The 13142-nt window shown below is 68.4% G+C and carries 14 protein-coding genes; 8 read left to right on the top strand and 6 right to left on the bottom strand.

Going from position 1 to position 13142, the window contains the following annotated elements; translation table 11 throughout:
• The first annotated feature begins 7 nt into the window (after positions 1-7).
• The 5 genes from ACCD11_RS24205 (at position 8) to ACCD11_RS24185 (ending at position 4717) form a co-directional block, all read left to right on the top strand.
• Positions 8-649, top strand: a complete 642-nt coding sequence (locus tag ACCD11_RS24205) for a zinc-ribbon domain containing protein (RefSeq protein WP_413315756.1) — start codon at positions 8-10, stop codon at positions 647-649.
• Positions 650-654: 5 nt separating this feature from the next.
• On the top strand, positions 655-1614 hold the full coding sequence (locus tag ACCD11_RS24200) for a ribonuclease Z (protein WP_413315755.1): 960 nt from the start codon (positions 655-657) through the stop codon (positions 1612-1614).
• A 26-nt stretch (positions 1615-1640) separates the two neighbouring features.
• Positions 1641-2489, top strand: a complete 849-nt coding sequence (locus ACCD11_RS24195) for a nucleotidyltransferase domain-containing protein (RefSeq protein WP_413315754.1) — start codon at positions 1641-1643, stop codon at positions 2487-2489.
• On the top strand, positions 2482-3519 hold the full coding sequence (gene rtcA, locus ACCD11_RS24190) for an RNA 3'-terminal phosphate cyclase (protein ID WP_413315753.1): 1038 nt from the start codon (positions 2482-2484) through the stop codon (positions 3517-3519). The genes ACCD11_RS24195 and rtcA overlap by 8 nt, the downstream gene beginning before the upstream one ends.
• Before the next feature lie 136 nt (positions 3520-3655).
• Positions 3656-4717, top strand: coding sequence for a maleylacetate reductase (locus ACCD11_RS24185; protein ID WP_413315752.1), 1062 nt, complete (start codon positions 3656-3658; stop codon positions 4715-4717).
• A gap of 27 nt (positions 4718-4744) precedes the next feature.
• Here the strand turns inward: ACCD11_RS24185 and ACCD11_RS24180 are convergent, their stop codons facing one another.
• Positions 4745-5101 carry an alpha/beta hydrolase gene (locus tag ACCD11_RS24180; protein ID WP_413315751.1) on the bottom strand — a complete coding sequence of 119 codons (357 nt, stop codon included), beginning with the start codon at positions 5099-5101 and terminating at the stop codon, positions 4745-4747.
• Positions 5102-5212: 111 nt separating this feature from the next.
• Complete coding sequence (locus tag ACCD11_RS24175) at positions 5213-6871, bottom strand: adenylate/guanylate cyclase domain-containing protein (protein WP_413315750.1); 1659 nt, start codon at positions 6869-6871, stop codon at positions 5213-5215.
• Between the two features lie 29 nt (positions 6872-6900).
• Between ACCD11_RS24175 and ACCD11_RS24170 the strand changes: the two genes are divergently transcribed.
• Positions 6901-7644 carry a Crp/Fnr family transcriptional regulator gene (locus ACCD11_RS24170; protein ID WP_413315749.1) on the top strand — a complete coding sequence of 248 codons (744 nt, stop codon included), beginning with the start codon at positions 6901-6903 and terminating at the stop codon, positions 7642-7644.
• Positions 7645-7762: 118 nt separating this feature from the next.
• On the opposite strand, the gene ACCD11_RS24165 is transcribed toward ACCD11_RS24170, so the two are convergent.
• Together ACCD11_RS24165 and ACCD11_RS24160 are read right to left on the bottom strand one after the other, a co-directional pair.
• Positions 7763-8230: a DoxX family protein gene (locus tag ACCD11_RS24165; RefSeq protein WP_007833146.1), complete on the bottom strand. Its 468-nt coding sequence runs from the start codon at positions 8228-8230 to the stop codon at positions 7763-7765.
• Between the two features lie 115 nt (positions 8231-8345).
• Positions 8346-9275, bottom strand: coding sequence for a LysR family transcriptional regulator (locus tag ACCD11_RS24160; RefSeq protein ID WP_413315748.1), 930 nt, complete (start codon positions 9273-9275; stop codon positions 8346-8348).
• Between the two features lie 171 nt (positions 9276-9446).
• Here ACCD11_RS24160 and ACCD11_RS24155 point away from each other — a divergent pair, with 171 nt between their 5' ends.
• Entirely contained in the window at positions 9447-10286 is an 840-nt protein-coding gene (locus ACCD11_RS24155) for an intradiol ring-cleavage dioxygenase (RefSeq protein ID WP_007833148.1), read from the top strand.
• Positions 10287-10360: 74 nt separating this feature from the next.
• A complete protein-coding gene (locus ACCD11_RS24150) occupies positions 10361-11119 on the top strand; it encodes a sulfite exporter TauE/SafE family protein (protein WP_413315747.1) in 759 nt (252 codons plus the stop codon).
• 100 nt (positions 11120-11219) lie between these two features.
• On the opposite strand, the gene ACCD11_RS24145 is transcribed toward ACCD11_RS24150, so the two are convergent.
• Together ACCD11_RS24145 and ACCD11_RS24140 are read right to left on the bottom strand one after the other, a co-directional pair.
• Positions 11220-11579 carry a DUF1428 domain-containing protein gene (locus ACCD11_RS24145; protein WP_413315746.1) on the bottom strand — a complete coding sequence of 120 codons (360 nt, stop codon included), beginning with the start codon at positions 11577-11579 and terminating at the stop codon, positions 11220-11222.
• A gap of 73 nt (positions 11580-11652) precedes the next feature.
• Entirely contained in the window at positions 11653-13122 is a 1470-nt protein-coding gene (locus tag ACCD11_RS24140; protein WP_413315745.1) for a DHA2 family efflux MFS transporter permease subunit, read from the bottom strand.
• Positions 13123-13142 lie beyond the last annotated feature (20 nt).

Genomic DNA, 13142 nt, shown 5'->3' with positions numbered 1-13142 from the left:
TTGAAAGATGAAGAAAAGCAACAAGCAACGCCGCGCCGAAATCAAGGCGCGTCGCCTCGAACGCGCGGCTGCGTCGGCTGCACGTCTGCGCTTGCCGAATGTCCGCCCGCGGCCGGCCTTCGCATTTGCGATCGGCTGCGAGCCGGCGGATCGGCTCGTCCTGCGGAAGTACAACAACACCTACGGATTGCTGCCGGACTTCTATGTTGCGCGTCCCTTCACCTGCCGCGATTGCGGGGCCGAAGAACTGTGGACGGCGAAGCAGCAGAAGTGGTGGTACGAAGTGGTGCACGGACATATCGACAGCCGCGCCGTGCGATGCCTGGCATGCCGCCGCGCGCGACGCGAGCGCCTGTTCAATGCGGCACCGGGTGCAAACCTCCTGCGCGAGCAGACGCATCGTCTTCGCGCGTTGGGCGCGGTGAAACCGAATGCGCGAGCCGTGGCCGAAGTCGATGCCGCGCTTGAAAGCAAATGGTGGAGCCTGCGCGTCGTGGCGATCCAGGCGATGGGCCGCTGGGGAGGCGCGGAGAATCTCGAAAGGCTCAACGCATTCATGGCGGCCCGTCCGGAAGGCGGGCGCCGGTACTTCAGTTGGGCACGGGTCGCCGCGGACGCCGCGAAGAGCGCATTGATGCGCAGGGAGTGATTGAGATGATGATGAAGCTGACTTTCCTGGGAACCTCCTCCGGCACCCCCACGCGCCACCGCAACGTCTCGGGCCTCGCGGTGCAGACGGTGCTCGGCGCCGACTGGTTCCTGGTCGACTGCGGCGAGGGCACGCAGCATCGCGTGCTGCAAACGCCGCTGTCGCTGAACGACCTAGCCGCCGTCTGCATCACGCATGTGCACGGCGACCACTGCTATGGCCTGCCGGGGTTGCTCGCGAGTGCGGGCATGAACAAGCGCACGAAGCCGCTGAAGCTGATCGCGCCGCTGCCGGTGTGGGAGTGGTTCGAAGCCACGCGCCAACTGACCGACCTGCACCTGCCCTACGAGGTGGAGCACGTCGATCTGGAGAACCAGGCGCTGGTGTACGAAGCGCCCGGCGTCCGCATCGAGCGCCACCTGCTGCGGCATCGCGTACCGAGCCACGCCTATCGCCTGCAGGTCGAGACGCGGCGCATGCGGCTGAAGGCCGATGCGCTGCGGGCCGCCGGCCTTCCGCCCGGCCCCGCATGGCGCGCGCTGCAGACCGGCGAGGACGTGCCCTTCAACGGCGATGTGCTGCGCAGTACCGACTACACGGAAACGCAGGTCGACACGGCCGCCGCCGTGCTGGGCGGCGACAACGCCGAGCCCGCGCTGCTGCGCGATGCCTGCCAGGGTGCTCAGCTGCTGGTCCACGAGGCCACCTTCACGCAGGATGCGCTCGACAAGGTCGGCCCCGGGCCGATGCACAGTTCCGCGCGCATGCTGGCCGAGTTCGCGCAAGCCGTGGAGGTGCCGAACCTGGTCCTCACGCATTTCAGCGCACGCCACCAGAACGAAGAGGGCATGGCGGCGCTGATGGCGGAGACGCAGGTGCATTACCGCGGGCATGCGTTCCTGGCCAACGACCTGGATGTTTACGAACTCGACAGTGCCGGCAACGTGGCCGTCACCCGAGCCTGATGAGAGAAGAAGAAAAGAAGAAAGTCATGAACACCGAAAAGGAATTCCTGCGCTCCGCCCACCCCATCGAGCCCGCCATGCGCGCGCAGATCATGGACGCCCTGCGCGACATCGAAGCGAAGAACGACGTGAGCGTGCTGTTCGCTTGCGAATCCGGCAGCCGCGGCTGGGGCTTCGCCTCGCCCGACAGCGACTACGACGTGCGCTTCATCTACGTCAACCGGCTGCCGTGGTACCTCACGGTGCGGCCGCGCCGCGACGTGATCGAGGTGCCGATCAGCGGCGACCTCGACATCAACGGCTGGGACCTGCGCAAGGCGCTGGGCCTGATGCGCGAGTCGAACCCGACGCTGCTCGAATGGCTGCGCTCGCCCATCGTGTACCGCGACGACATGGTGGCGATGCCGCGTTTCCGCGCGCTGTCGGAGGCGGTGTTCTCCAACGCGCGCGGCTGGCACCACTACAGCTCGATGGCGAAGAAGAACTTCCGCGAGCATCTGCAGGCCGGCGAGGTGCGCTACAAGAAGTATCTCTACGTGCTGCGCCCGCTGCTGGCCGCGCGCTGGATCCGCTCGCAGCCCGGCGTGCCGCCGATGCGCTTCGCCGACCTGGCGCAGCGCACGCTCGATGCGGCACGCGACGCCACGCTGATCGACGAGATCAACGCGCTGCTCGAGGTGAAGATGCGCGCCGCAGAGGCCGCGACCAGCCCGCGCTGGCCCGGCATCCATGCGTTCATCGAGTCGGAGCTGGCGGCCAACGCGGCCGAGCCGGTCACGCCGCTGCCGCAGGCCGAAGAGGCCGGCCTCGACGCGTTCCTGCACGAGACGGTGCTGCGCTTCGACAAACAAGAACAGGAGGCTGCGCATGGTTGACCTCGACGGCTCGCTGGGCGAGGGCGGCGGCCAGATCCTGCGCACCAGCCTCGCGCTGTCGGCGGCCACGGGCCAGCCGCTGTCCATCGAGAAGATCCGTGCCGGCCGCGCCAAGCCGGGCCTGATGCGCCAGCACCTCGCGTGCGTGAACGCGGCCGCTGAAATCAGCGGCGCGAAGGTGGAGGGCGCGCAGCTCGGCTCGCAGTCGCTGCGCTTCGCGCCCGGCCCGGTGCGCGCGGGCGAGTACCGCTTTTCGATCTCCAGCGCGGGCAGCTGCATGCTGGTGCTGCAGACCGTGCTGCCGCCGCTGCTGCTTGCCGGTGCGGCCAGCCGCGTGCACCTGAGCGGTGGCACGCACAACCCGATGGCACCGCCGTTCCATTTCCTGGAGCGTGCCTTCGCGCCATTGGTGCGCCGGCTGGGCGCCGACCTGCAGCTGACGCTGCGCCGCTGCGGCTTCTATCCGGCCGGTGGTGGCGAGGTAGAGGCGACCATCGTTCCAGCGGCCGGCGCGCTGCAGCCCTTCGACCTGATGGCGCGCGGCGAACATCGGTCGAGCCATGCCGAATGTCTGGCGCCCGGGCTGCCGCGCCATGTGCCGACGCGCGAGCTCGGCACGCTGGCCGGCGCGATGGGCTGGTCCGGCGAGCAGCTGCGTTTCGGCACTGCGCGCCAGAACGAAGGTCCCGGCAACGCGTTGCTGGCGACGCTGGCGTACGAGCACGTCACCGAGGTGTTCACGGCCTTCGGGGAGAAGTCGCTGAGCGCCGAACAGGTGGCGCATGGCTTGGTGAAGGAGCTGCGCGAATTCCAGAAGAGCGAGGCCGCGGTCGGCCCGCATCTCGCGGATCAGCTGGCGCTGCTGCTGGCGCTCGCCGCCTGGCAGGGCAAGAAGGCCTGCGCCTTCACCTGCAGCGAGGTGACGGAGCACACGCGCACCAACTGCGCGGTGATCGAGCGCTTCCTGCCGGTGCGCTTCGCGATCGTCGAAAGCCGCCAGATCTGCACGGTGCGGGTCTCGCCGGCCTGAGGAGGAGCTTCTCGATCGGGTAAGCGGAAAAGTCCTTTCCATTCCTGTTGTTGAATGAGGAGCGGCCCGGCGGGATACTCGCGCGATGGGCAGCCGGCACCGGTTGCCTCGTGAACATTCGAGAGACAGCAAAGCCATGACCATCCCCTCGTTCGTCTACAACAGCGTGCCGCAGCGCGTGGTGTTCGGCGCCGGTTCGCTGCAGCACCTGGCGCGCGAGATCGATGCGCTCGGTGCGCGCCGGGCGCTCGTGCTGTCCACGCCCGAGCAGCGCCCGCAGGCCGAGCGCGTGGCCGACATGCTCGGCAGCCATGCGGCCGGTGTGTTCGATCGCGCCGTGATGCACGTGCCCATCGAGACCGCGCGCGAGGCGCGCGAGGTGGCGGCCCGGCTGGGCGCGGATTGCGCCGTGGCCATCGGCGGTGGTTCGACCACCGGGCTGGGCAAGGCCATTGCGCTCGATTCGGGCCTGCCGATCCTCGCCATCCCGACCACCTACGCGGGCTCCGAGATGACGCCGATCTACGGCATCACGGAAGCCGGCATGAAGAAGACGGGCAAGGACTTCAGGGTGCTGCCGCGCACGGTGATCTACGATCCCGAGCTGTCTTCGAGCCTGCCCGTGGGCATCAGCGTGACCAGCGGCATCAACGCCATCGCGCATGCGGCAGAAGGGCTCTACGCGGTCGATTCGAATCCGATCATGGACCTGATGGCTCAGGAAGGCATTGCCGCACTGGGCCGCGCGTTGCCCGCCATCCGCGCCACGCCGCACGATCCGGGCGCCCGCAGCGATGCGCTTTACGGCGCATGGCTCTGCGGCACGGTGCTCGGCAACGTCGGCATGGCGCTGCACCACAAGCTGTGCCACACGCTGGGGGGCAGCTTCAACCTGCCGCACGCCGAGACCCACACCATCGTGCTGCCGCACGCACTTGCCTACAACGCCGAGGCGGCGCCGCAGGCCATGGCGCGCATCGCGAAGGCACTGGGGGGGAGTAGCGCCGCGCAGGCCGTGTACGACCTCGCGCGCGACAACGGCGCGCCGGTCGCGCTGCGCGACATCGGCATGAAGGAATCGGACCTCGACCTGGCCTGCGAGCACGCGCTCAAGAACCAATATCCCAATCCGCGCCCGCTGGAGCGCGCTGCGATCCGCTCCTTGCTGCAGGACGCCTGGGAAGGTGCGCGGCCCTGAGCCGGCGGAGCAGGGCCGCGCTGCTGTTTACAGGCCGGCCTGGCGCGTGAACGAAACCGTCGGCTTCTTGTAGGCCGAGGGCACTTCGTCGCGGTAGAAGGCGCGGCGATCGAGGCTTTGCAGCGGGTTGTGCGCGGCGGCCACGGCCTGGTCGCGCACGGCGCTGCGGTCGAGCGTGGAGTTGACGGCCACGGTGCCTTCGGCGGCGCTGTCCGAGTAGCGGTTGCCCTCGCGCGCGGCGGCAATGGCTTCGGCCTTCACGTCGGCACGGCTGGCGAACGGGATGATGGCCTGCACGCCTTCGTAGCTTTCGGCATGTGCGCCGACAGCGCCCAGCAGGGCGAGAGCGGCGGCGGAAGCGGCGATGAGTTGCCTGGTGTTCATGGGAGTCCCTTTGGATGTCTGTGTGGGCGGCGGACATTCGTCGTTGCCACGAGATGCAGTGTGAAACCGCATCGTGGTTCGCGCTGTGCGTTTGCGCACCGCTTTCGGCGATCAAGCAGGTGCGCGGAGCACTGCGAGCGGTTCGGAGCGGCCGCGTACGGTGAGCGTTTCGACTGCGCCCATCGCATCCGCTGCGCCGGCTTGCTCGGCCGCGAACAGCGACACGACGAGGCGCGATGCCGCGGTCTTCGAGTGGTCCTGCAGCCGGCTCGCGGTGTTGACCACTTCGCCGATGGCGGTGAAAGTCGTGGTCTCCAGGTAGCCCACTTCACCCACCGCGGCCCGGCCTGCATGCAGCCCCATGCCGAACTCCAGCCGTTGGCCGAATTGCGCCTCGAAGCCTTCGCTCCATGCGTCCATGCGCTGGCCGATCAGTTCGGTGGCGCGCAGCGCCTGCCTGCAGGCGGTGGGAAGGTCGCACTCGAGCCCGAAGATCGCCATCACGCTGTCGCCGATGAACTGGTTGGGCACGCCGCCGCTCTCGCGCACGGCTGCACCCACGGTGGCGAAGTAGCGGTCGAGCACGTAGGCCAGGTCGAAGGGCCACTGCCGCTCCGACAGGCCCGACCAGCGCCGCAGGTCGACGAACAGGATCGCCACGTCGCGCTCGCGCCCGAAGCTGCCGACCGGCGCGGGCCGGCCTTCATTGGGCAGCGGCGCGAACAGCGGCGTGACCTCGATGTCGCCGCGTGGGCGCAGCTGGCAGGCGAGGCGCACGTCGGCCGGTGCGCGCACGCGTTCGAGCGTGCGCTGCTCGTCACGGCCGGGCTCGCCGATGTGCTCGGCCTGGCCGGCCACGCGCACGCGGCAGGTCGAGCAGCGCGCACGCCCGCCGCAGATCGAGACGTGTGCGACGCCGTGTGAGCGGCTTGCCTCCAGCACGCTCCAGCCGCGCGGCACCTGCACCGTGCGACCGGGATAGCGCAGCGCCACGGACGGCTGCCGCGACCAGCGTGCCAAGCCGTTGCGTCCCCAGCGCGCCGCGAGCAGCGCGACCAACGCCAGGCCGTAGAACCACTTGATGCCGCCTTCGGCCGCATTGAGAGCCCTGCCCTGCGCGGGCGTCGGCAGCGTGACCGGCGGCACGCCGGTCCACTGGAACTCGCGCCCCATCGACACGAAGCCCATCGCCGCCGTCAGCGGCAGCGCCACCGCAACGGCCAGCAGCAGATGAGAGAAGCGCCGCCAGGCCGGTTTCACCCGCAGCGCGAAGTGCAGCCCCAGGCAGCCGTGGACCCAGGCTGCGAGCATCATCACGAGCTGTGCGGCCGCGCCTTGCCAGTCCCACAACCCCCAGACCACACGCACGTACGAGCCTTCGATGCCATAGGCCAGGTAGGCGCCGCGCATGGCCGTGAGGTGCGTGGCCAGCAGCAGCGGCAGTGCGAAGCCGAGCAGCACGCGCAGGCCTTCGAGCGGCGGCATGCGCAGCGTGCGGCGCTCCCACAGGGCGACCACGGCCAGCGCCAGGTGCACGGCGGCCGCGCCATACAGCAGTACCGTGCCCGGCAGGCTGTGCCAGAACTTCTGCACGCCACGCAGCACGGTCTCGGCCGCGGCAAAGGAATAGATGCCCAGCGAATGGTTCAGCAGGTGCGCCGTGACGTAGGCCATCAGCACCAGCCCGCTCGCCCAACGGAGATTGCGCCGTGTCGGCGGTCTCAGCGGAAAAATGGGGCCCGAAGGGGTGCGGAGGGAACGTCTGTCCATGAACGGGTTCGAAGCGGCACCCGAGCATAATGCGCGCGCCCCCACCGACCCCCGGCATGGCCAAACCTGAACCTTCCTCTCCCCGCTCCAGCCTTGCACTGCGCCAGATCGCACTGCTCGGAGGCCTTTCCGACCGGCGCCTGGACCTGCTGGCCCAGCAATGCCTGTGGCACAGCGTGGAGGCCGGCAAGCCCTTGCTGCTGCGCGCCGAGCAGCAGGGCGAGGTGTTCCTGCTGGTGTCGGGCCGGGTGCGGGTGACGACCTATTCGGCCAACGGCCGGCAGGTCACCTTCCGCGATTCCGAAGCCGGCGAGCACTTCGGCGATATCGCCGCCATCGACGGCGGCCCGCGCTCCGCCGACGTGGTCACGCTGGAGCCCAGCGTGGTCGCCAGCCTCGACCGCGCCGCCTTCATGGCCCTGCTGCGCGATGAACCGCTGGTGGCCGAGCGGGTGATGCTGAGGCTGGCGTCATTGGTGCGCCAGCTGTCGGAGCGCGTCATCGACCTGAGCACCCTCGGCGTGCAGAACCGGCTGCATGCCGAACTGCTGCGCCTGGCCCGCGCAGCCGGTGTCGAGGACAACCAGGCTCGGCTCGACCCGGCGCCCAGGCACGCGGCGCTAGCGAGCCAGATCAGTACCAACCGCGAGCAGGTGACGCGCGAGCTCAATGTGCTGGTGCGCAGCGGCGTGCTGCGCAAGGACGACAAGGCGCTGCTGGTGGCCGACGTGGCCCGCCTCGAAGCCATGGTCTCGCAGGTCAGGGGCGATTAGTGCTCTCCCCCAGGGCTTCGCGCACTTTGTGCCGCAGCGCCAACCCCCTTCCGGGGGCAATACCGGCGGCCCGGCAAAGCCGGTTCCGCGGTATTCCACGAATGATTCGCGGGTTTGCTCAGTTCCAGCGGCCGTTGCGTCCGCCGACGGAGAAGCGGCCGGCGCCCAGCAGCACCACCGTCAGCGCGCCGAACAGGTACAGGCCCTGCAGTTCCAGTGCCCAGCCGCCCTGCTTGGTCATTGCGAACAGGTCGGCCATGTGCACGAGGCCGAAGGCCACCAGCATGTTGATGACCACCACGGCGGCCGCAGCGCGAGTGAAGACGCCGGCAATCATCAGCAGCGGCGCGGCGATCTCGCCCACGTACACGAGGTAGGCCAGCCCGCCCGGCAGGCCGGCCTTGGCCAGCATGCCGCCGATGAAGCCCACGCCGGCCGACAGCTTGAAGATGCCGTGCAGCAGCACCAGGAAGCCGACCGTCACGCGGATCAGCAGCTTGCCGGAATCGTCCAGCGTGGAGGGAGAGAGAGCAGACAGCGGCGATGCGATCGGCGCATGCGCTGTGTTGGCGGCCTGGGTGTTCATGGCTGGTCCTTGGAAATGGAGGACCGCCGCGGAATGCGACGGTTGCGGTTCCAGTGTGCGGAGCTGCCGAAAACCCGGATGTGCGTTTACGCACATGTTTTGGCGGAAAGGCCCGTCAGCGCATGCCGAAGTGCCCGGTCCATTTCCGCTCGTACTCCATCTTTGCGAAGTGCGCGGCCATGAAGTCGATGAAGCTGCGCACCTTCGCCGACAGGTGCTTGCGGCTGGGATACGCGAGGTTGATCGTCAGGTGCGGCAGGTCCCAGTCTTCCAGCGTAGGTACCAGCCGGCCGGCCACGATGTCTTCGTACACGATGTAGGTCGGCTGCACGAGGATGCCCATGCCGTCGAGCGCGGCGGCGCGCAGCACCTGGCCGTCGTTCGATTCGAGCAGCCCCGTGACCGGCACCGTGTGCGTTTCCCCGTCCCGGCTGAAGCGCAGCTCGTTCGGGTTGTTGGCGTGGGTGTAGATCAGCAGCTTGTGCTGCTTCAGCTCGTCCAGCGTCTTCGGAAAGCCATGCTGCGCGAAGTAGCGCGGCGAGGCCGCGAGGATGCGCCGCGTCTCGCCGAGCCGGCGAATCGTCACGTTGGAGTCGGGTTCGTACTCGCGCGTGCGGATCGCCACGTCGATGTTGTTGTCGATCAGGTCGAAGTAGCGGTTGGCGGCTTCCACGTGCACCCTCACGCCGGGGTAGCGCTGGGTGTACTCGCGCAGCAGCGGCGCGATGTGGTGGACCGAGAACGAGAGCGAGGCCGTGACGCGCAGCGTGCCCGTCGGGTGGAGCGCGGTGGCGTTCACCGTCGATTCGGCATCCGACAGGTCGGCCAGGATGGTGCGGGCGCGGGCGCAGAACTCGCGGCCGGTGTCGGTCAGGTACAGGCGGCGGGTATTGCGCTCGACCAGCCGCGCGCCGAGCCGGGCTTCGAGCGCGCCCAGGTGGCGGCTCGCGGCGGCGTTCGACAGGCCCAGCGCCTCGGCCGCGCGGCTCAGGCTGCCGGCATCGGCGATCTGCACGAGCAGGGCGATTTCGGTCCAGCGGTCCATGGGCGTTGTTTCCGGGGCTTGTCTTTGGTCGGGCCGGGCGATTTTGGCGCAGGGCGGGCGCGACCGTTCCGCTGGCCGGAAAAATCATTTGCGCCCAGATGCTTTCAGCGCAGCGGTGCGCGGCCTACAGTGCGTCGTATCCGACGACCAGACCCCATGGAGACAACCACGATGCGCAACCTCGACCAGGACAACATCACCCAGGCCGTGCTCGCGCGCTTCGCCGACACGCCCGACCCGCGCCTGCACGAGATCATGACCAGCCTTGTGCAGCACCTGCACGCCTTCGCGCGCGAGGTGAAGCTCACCGAGGAAGAATGGTTCCAGGGCATCCAGTACCTGACCGCCACCGGCCAGAAGTGCGACGACAAGCGGCAGGAGTTCATCCTGCTGTCGGATGTGCTGGGCCTGTCGATGCTCACCATCGCGATGAACAACGACAAGCCGGCGGGCTGCACCGAGGCCACCGTGTTCGGCCCCTTCTACTTCGACGGCGCGCCAGAGTACGAGCACGGCGACGACGTGGCCAACGGCGCCGAGGGCGAACCCTGCGATGTGTTTGCCACGGTGCGCGGCCTCGATGGCGAGCCGGTGCCCAACGCCGTGGTCGACGTGTGGCAGGCCGACGCGGGCGGCCACTACGACGTGCAGCACCCCGGACTCGACCACGCCGAGAACCGCGGCACGCTGCGCACCGGGCCCGATGGCTCGCTGCATTTCCGCAGCGTGGTGGCGGTGGCGTATCCGATCCCGGTCGACGGCCCCGTGGGCGACCTGCTGCGTGCCACCAGGCGCCACCCGTGGCGGCCCGCGCACCTGCATTTCAAGATCGAGGCACCGGGCTACGAGCGGCTCATCACCCATGTGTTCCGCGACGGCGACGAGTGGCTCGACTCCGACGCGGTGTTCGCGGTGCGCCAGTCGCTGGTGGCGCCATGGACGAAGCAGGCCAACGGCCGCTGGCGGCTCGATTTCGATTTCGTTCTCAACCCGCTGAAGCAGCCCGCCTGACCAGGCTGCGCCCTGTCCTGCTACGCTTGCGAAGCCTGCCACCCGGCAGGCTTTTTTCTGCGCTTTCCCTTCCCATGGCCTTTCCCCTGATCACCGACCCGCATTTCTACGCGGTCGCCATTCCCGCCGTGCTGCTGCTCGGCATCAGCAAGAGCGGCTTCGGCGCGGGCTTCGGCTCGCTCGCGGTGCCGATGATGGCGCTGGCCGTCACGGTGCCGCAGGCGGCGGCCATCCTGATGCCGCTGTTGCTGCTGATGGACGTGCTGGGCATTGCCGCATTTCGGCGCGACTTCGATCGCTCGCTGCTCAAGTTCCTGATTCCGTTCGGGCTGCTGGGCACGGTGATCGGCACGCTGTTGTTTCGCGCGCTGCCGGCGCACACGGTGGCGGGCATCGTGGGCGTGTTCACGCTGCTGTTCCTGGCGCAGCGGCTGCTGTTTCCGCCGAAGCCCGACGACCCGCTGCCTTCGCGCGGCGTGGGTGCGGTGCTGACCACGGTGTCGGGCTTCACCAGCTTCATCGCGCATGCGGGCGGGCCGCCTATCAACGCTTACGTCATCCCGCTGCGGCTCTCTCCGGTGATCTTCACGGCCACCATGGCCTATTTCTTCTTCGTGGTGAATCTCAGCAAGTGGATTCCCTATGCGTGGCTCGGCCTGCTCGACTTCCGCACGCTGGCCACGTCGCTGGTGCTGATGCCGATCGCTCCCTTGGGCGTGTGGGTCGGCATCCGCATTGCGCGGCGCATCGATGCGACGTGGTTCTATCGCTTCGTGTACCTGGGGATGCTGCTGACGGGCCTGAAGCTCGTCCATGACGGGTTCATTGGCTAACCCCCAGGCTTCGCGCACTTCGTGTCGCTGCGCCACCCCCCTTGCAGGGGGCAACACCTGCGGCCCGGCAAAGCCGGTTCCGCGGTGTTCCCGAAAGGGGTCAAAACTCGACTATGGACTTGAAGCCGCCGAAGATCATCCGCTTCGCATCGAAGGGCATCGTCTTCGGGTCCATCGCAGTGATGCGCGGGTCGGCCATCACCTTCGCGTTCACCGTGTCGCGGTGCTTGCGCGATTTGTAGGTGATCCACGAGAAGGCCACCGTCTCATCGGGCTTCTGTTTCACGCTCTGCGGAAACGAGGTCAGCTTGCCGGGCTTCACGTCGTCGGCGATGCATTCCACGTATTCGAGCGCGCCGTATTCCATCCAGACCTTGCCGGCCTTGCGCGCGAGCTTGCGGTAGGCCTCTACGTCCGCGGTGGGAACGGCGACGATGAAGCCGTCTACATAACGAGCCATGAGTGTTCTCCTGAACAAAGAGTGGAAGCGTTGGAGAAAGAAAACCGGCGGTTGCGACATGGCGTGCGGATGTTCACGACGCCGTGCCGCCCGCCGTCCCGCGGGGTGCTGCTTCTTCGTTGTTCTGCGCCTGCCCCGGCATGGCGGTGCGAAGCAGCAGGGCCCCGATCAAACCCGCCGCCGCCGCGAACACGGCACCGACGAGAAACGCAAGGTTGTAGCCCCCGGTGAGTGCCAGCGGCATCTGCGCACCGGCGGCTTCCATCGATGCGGAGCGCGCGGCCGCGGCGCTGGCCAGCACGGCCAGGCCCAGCGCGCCGCCCATCATGAACGAGGTGTTGACCACGCCCGAGGCCAGGCCCGAATCGGCCGGACTCACCTCGCTCATGGCCGCCAGCAGCACCGGGTTGAAGGCCATGCCCGCGCCGAGGCCCAGCAGCATCATGCCGGGCAGCACGTCGACCACGAAGCTGCCGTTGACCGGTGCGCGCGCGAACAGCGCCAGCCCGATGGCCGCGAGCCAGAGCCCGGCCGCCAGCGGCTTGCGGATGCCGAAGCGCATCACGATCTTCGCGGAGAGGCCGAGCGAGAACACCGCCATGATCACGTTGGCCGGCAGGAAGGCCAGGCCGATCTGCATCGGCGTGTAGTTCAGCACCAGCTGCATGTAGAGCGCCGAGATGAAGAACCACGCGAACATGGCTGCGGCCCACAACACGCCCACCACGTTGGCCACCGACACGCTGCGCAGCCTGAACAGGCCCAGCGGCATCAGCGGATGCCGCACGCGCGCCTCGATGGCGATGAAGATCGCCAGCAGCACCACGGCCGCGCCGAGCAGGCCAACCGTTTGCGTAGAGCCCCAGCCCGCCTCGTTGCCGTTGACCACGCCGTACACCGCGAGCATCAGCGACAGGGTGACGGTGACGGCGCCGGCCACGTCGAGCTTCTCGCCATGCGCATGGCCGCGCGCGCTCGGCAGCAGCGCCACGCACAACGCGTACACGGCCACGCCGATCGGCAGGTTGACGAGGAAGATCCAGTGCCAGCTCAGCGTGCTCGTGAGCAGGCCGCCCAGCAGCACGCCGATGCTGCCGCCGCCCGCGCAGACGAAGCCGTACACGCCCATTGCCTTGGCGCGGTCGGCGGGCTCGGTGAAGAGATTCATGATCAGCGAGAGCGACACCGCCGAGACCACCGCGCCGCCCAGGCCCTGCACCGCGCGCGCCGCCACCAGCAGGCCCTGCGAGGTCGAGACCCCGCAGGCCAGCGATGCCAGCGTGAACAGCACCAGGCCCGCGAGGAACACACGGCGGTGGCCGTACAGGTCGCCGAGCCGGCCTCCGAGCAGCAGGAAGCCGCCGAAAGTCAGCATGTAGGCGTTCACCACCCAGACCAGCGAGGTCTCGGTGAAGCCAAGGTCGGTACGGATCGAGGGCAGCGCCACGTTCACGATGGTGGTGTCGAGCACGATCATCAGGACGCCGAGGCACAGCACCATCAATGCGAGCCAGCGCTTGCGGCTGTCGAGTTGGTTGGTCATGGGAAGCGGTTTTCTTGAAG

Source organism: Variovorax sp. Varisp36 (assembly GCF_047304235.1).
Taxonomy (GTDB): Bacteria; Pseudomonadota; Gammaproteobacteria; order Burkholderiales; family Burkholderiaceae_C; genus Variovorax.
Note: the sequence above shows the minus strand (reverse complement) of the source record. Positions and strands in the feature narration are given on the sequence as shown.

Bases quoted from the DNA above. Each gene is read 5' to 3' on its own strand.
- ACCD11_RS24150 (WP_413315747.1), top strand. From the start codon at position 10,361: ATGGCCTTTCCCCTGATCACCGACCCGCATTTCTACGCGGTCGCCATT.
- ACCD11_RS24205 (WP_413315756.1), top strand. From the start codon at position 8: ATGAAGAAAAGCAACAAGCAACGCCGCGCCGAAATCAAGGCGCGTCGC.
- ACCD11_RS24165 (WP_007833146.1), bottom strand. From the start codon at position 8,230: ATGAACACCCAGGCCGCCAACACAGCGCATGCGCCGATCGCATCGCCG.
- ACCD11_RS24180 (WP_413315751.1), bottom strand. From the start codon at position 5,101: ATGAACACCAGGCAACTCATCGCCGCTTCCGCCGCCGCTCTCGCCCTG.
- ACCD11_RS24170 (WP_413315749.1), top strand. From the start codon at position 6,901: ATGCGCGCGCCCCCACCGACCCCCGGCATGGCCAAACCTGAACCTTCC.
- ACCD11_RS24140 (WP_413315745.1), bottom strand. From the start codon at position 13,122: ATGACCAACCAACTCGACAGCCGCAAGCGCTGGCTCGCATTGATGGTG.
- ACCD11_RS24145 (WP_413315746.1), bottom strand. From the start codon at position 11,579: ATGGCTCGTTATGTAGACGGCTTCATCGTCGCCGTTCCCACCGCGGAC.
- ACCD11_RS24185 (WP_413315752.1), top strand. From the start codon at position 3,656: ATGACCATCCCCTCGTTCGTCTACAACAGCGTGCCGCAGCGCGTGGTG.
- ACCD11_RS24155 (WP_007833148.1), top strand. From the start codon at position 9,447: ATGCGCAACCTCGACCAGGACAACATCACCCAGGCCGTGCTCGCGCGC.
- ACCD11_RS24175 (WP_413315750.1), bottom strand. From the start codon at position 6,871: ATGGACAGACGTTCCCTCCGCACCCCTTCGGGCCCCATTTTTCCGCTG.
- ACCD11_RS24160 (WP_413315748.1), bottom strand. From the start codon at position 9,275: ATGGACCGCTGGACCGAAATCGCCCTGCTCGTGCAGATCGCCGATGCC.
- ACCD11_RS24195 (WP_413315754.1), top strand. From the start codon at position 1,641: ATGAACACCGAAAAGGAATTCCTGCGCTCCGCCCACCCCATCGAGCCC.
- ACCD11_RS24200 (WP_413315755.1), top strand. From the start codon at position 655: ATGATGATGAAGCTGACTTTCCTGGGAACCTCCTCCGGCACCCCCACG.
- rtcA (WP_413315753.1), top strand. From the start codon at position 2,482: ATGGTTGACCTCGACGGCTCGCTGGGCGAGGGCGGCGGCCAGATCCTG.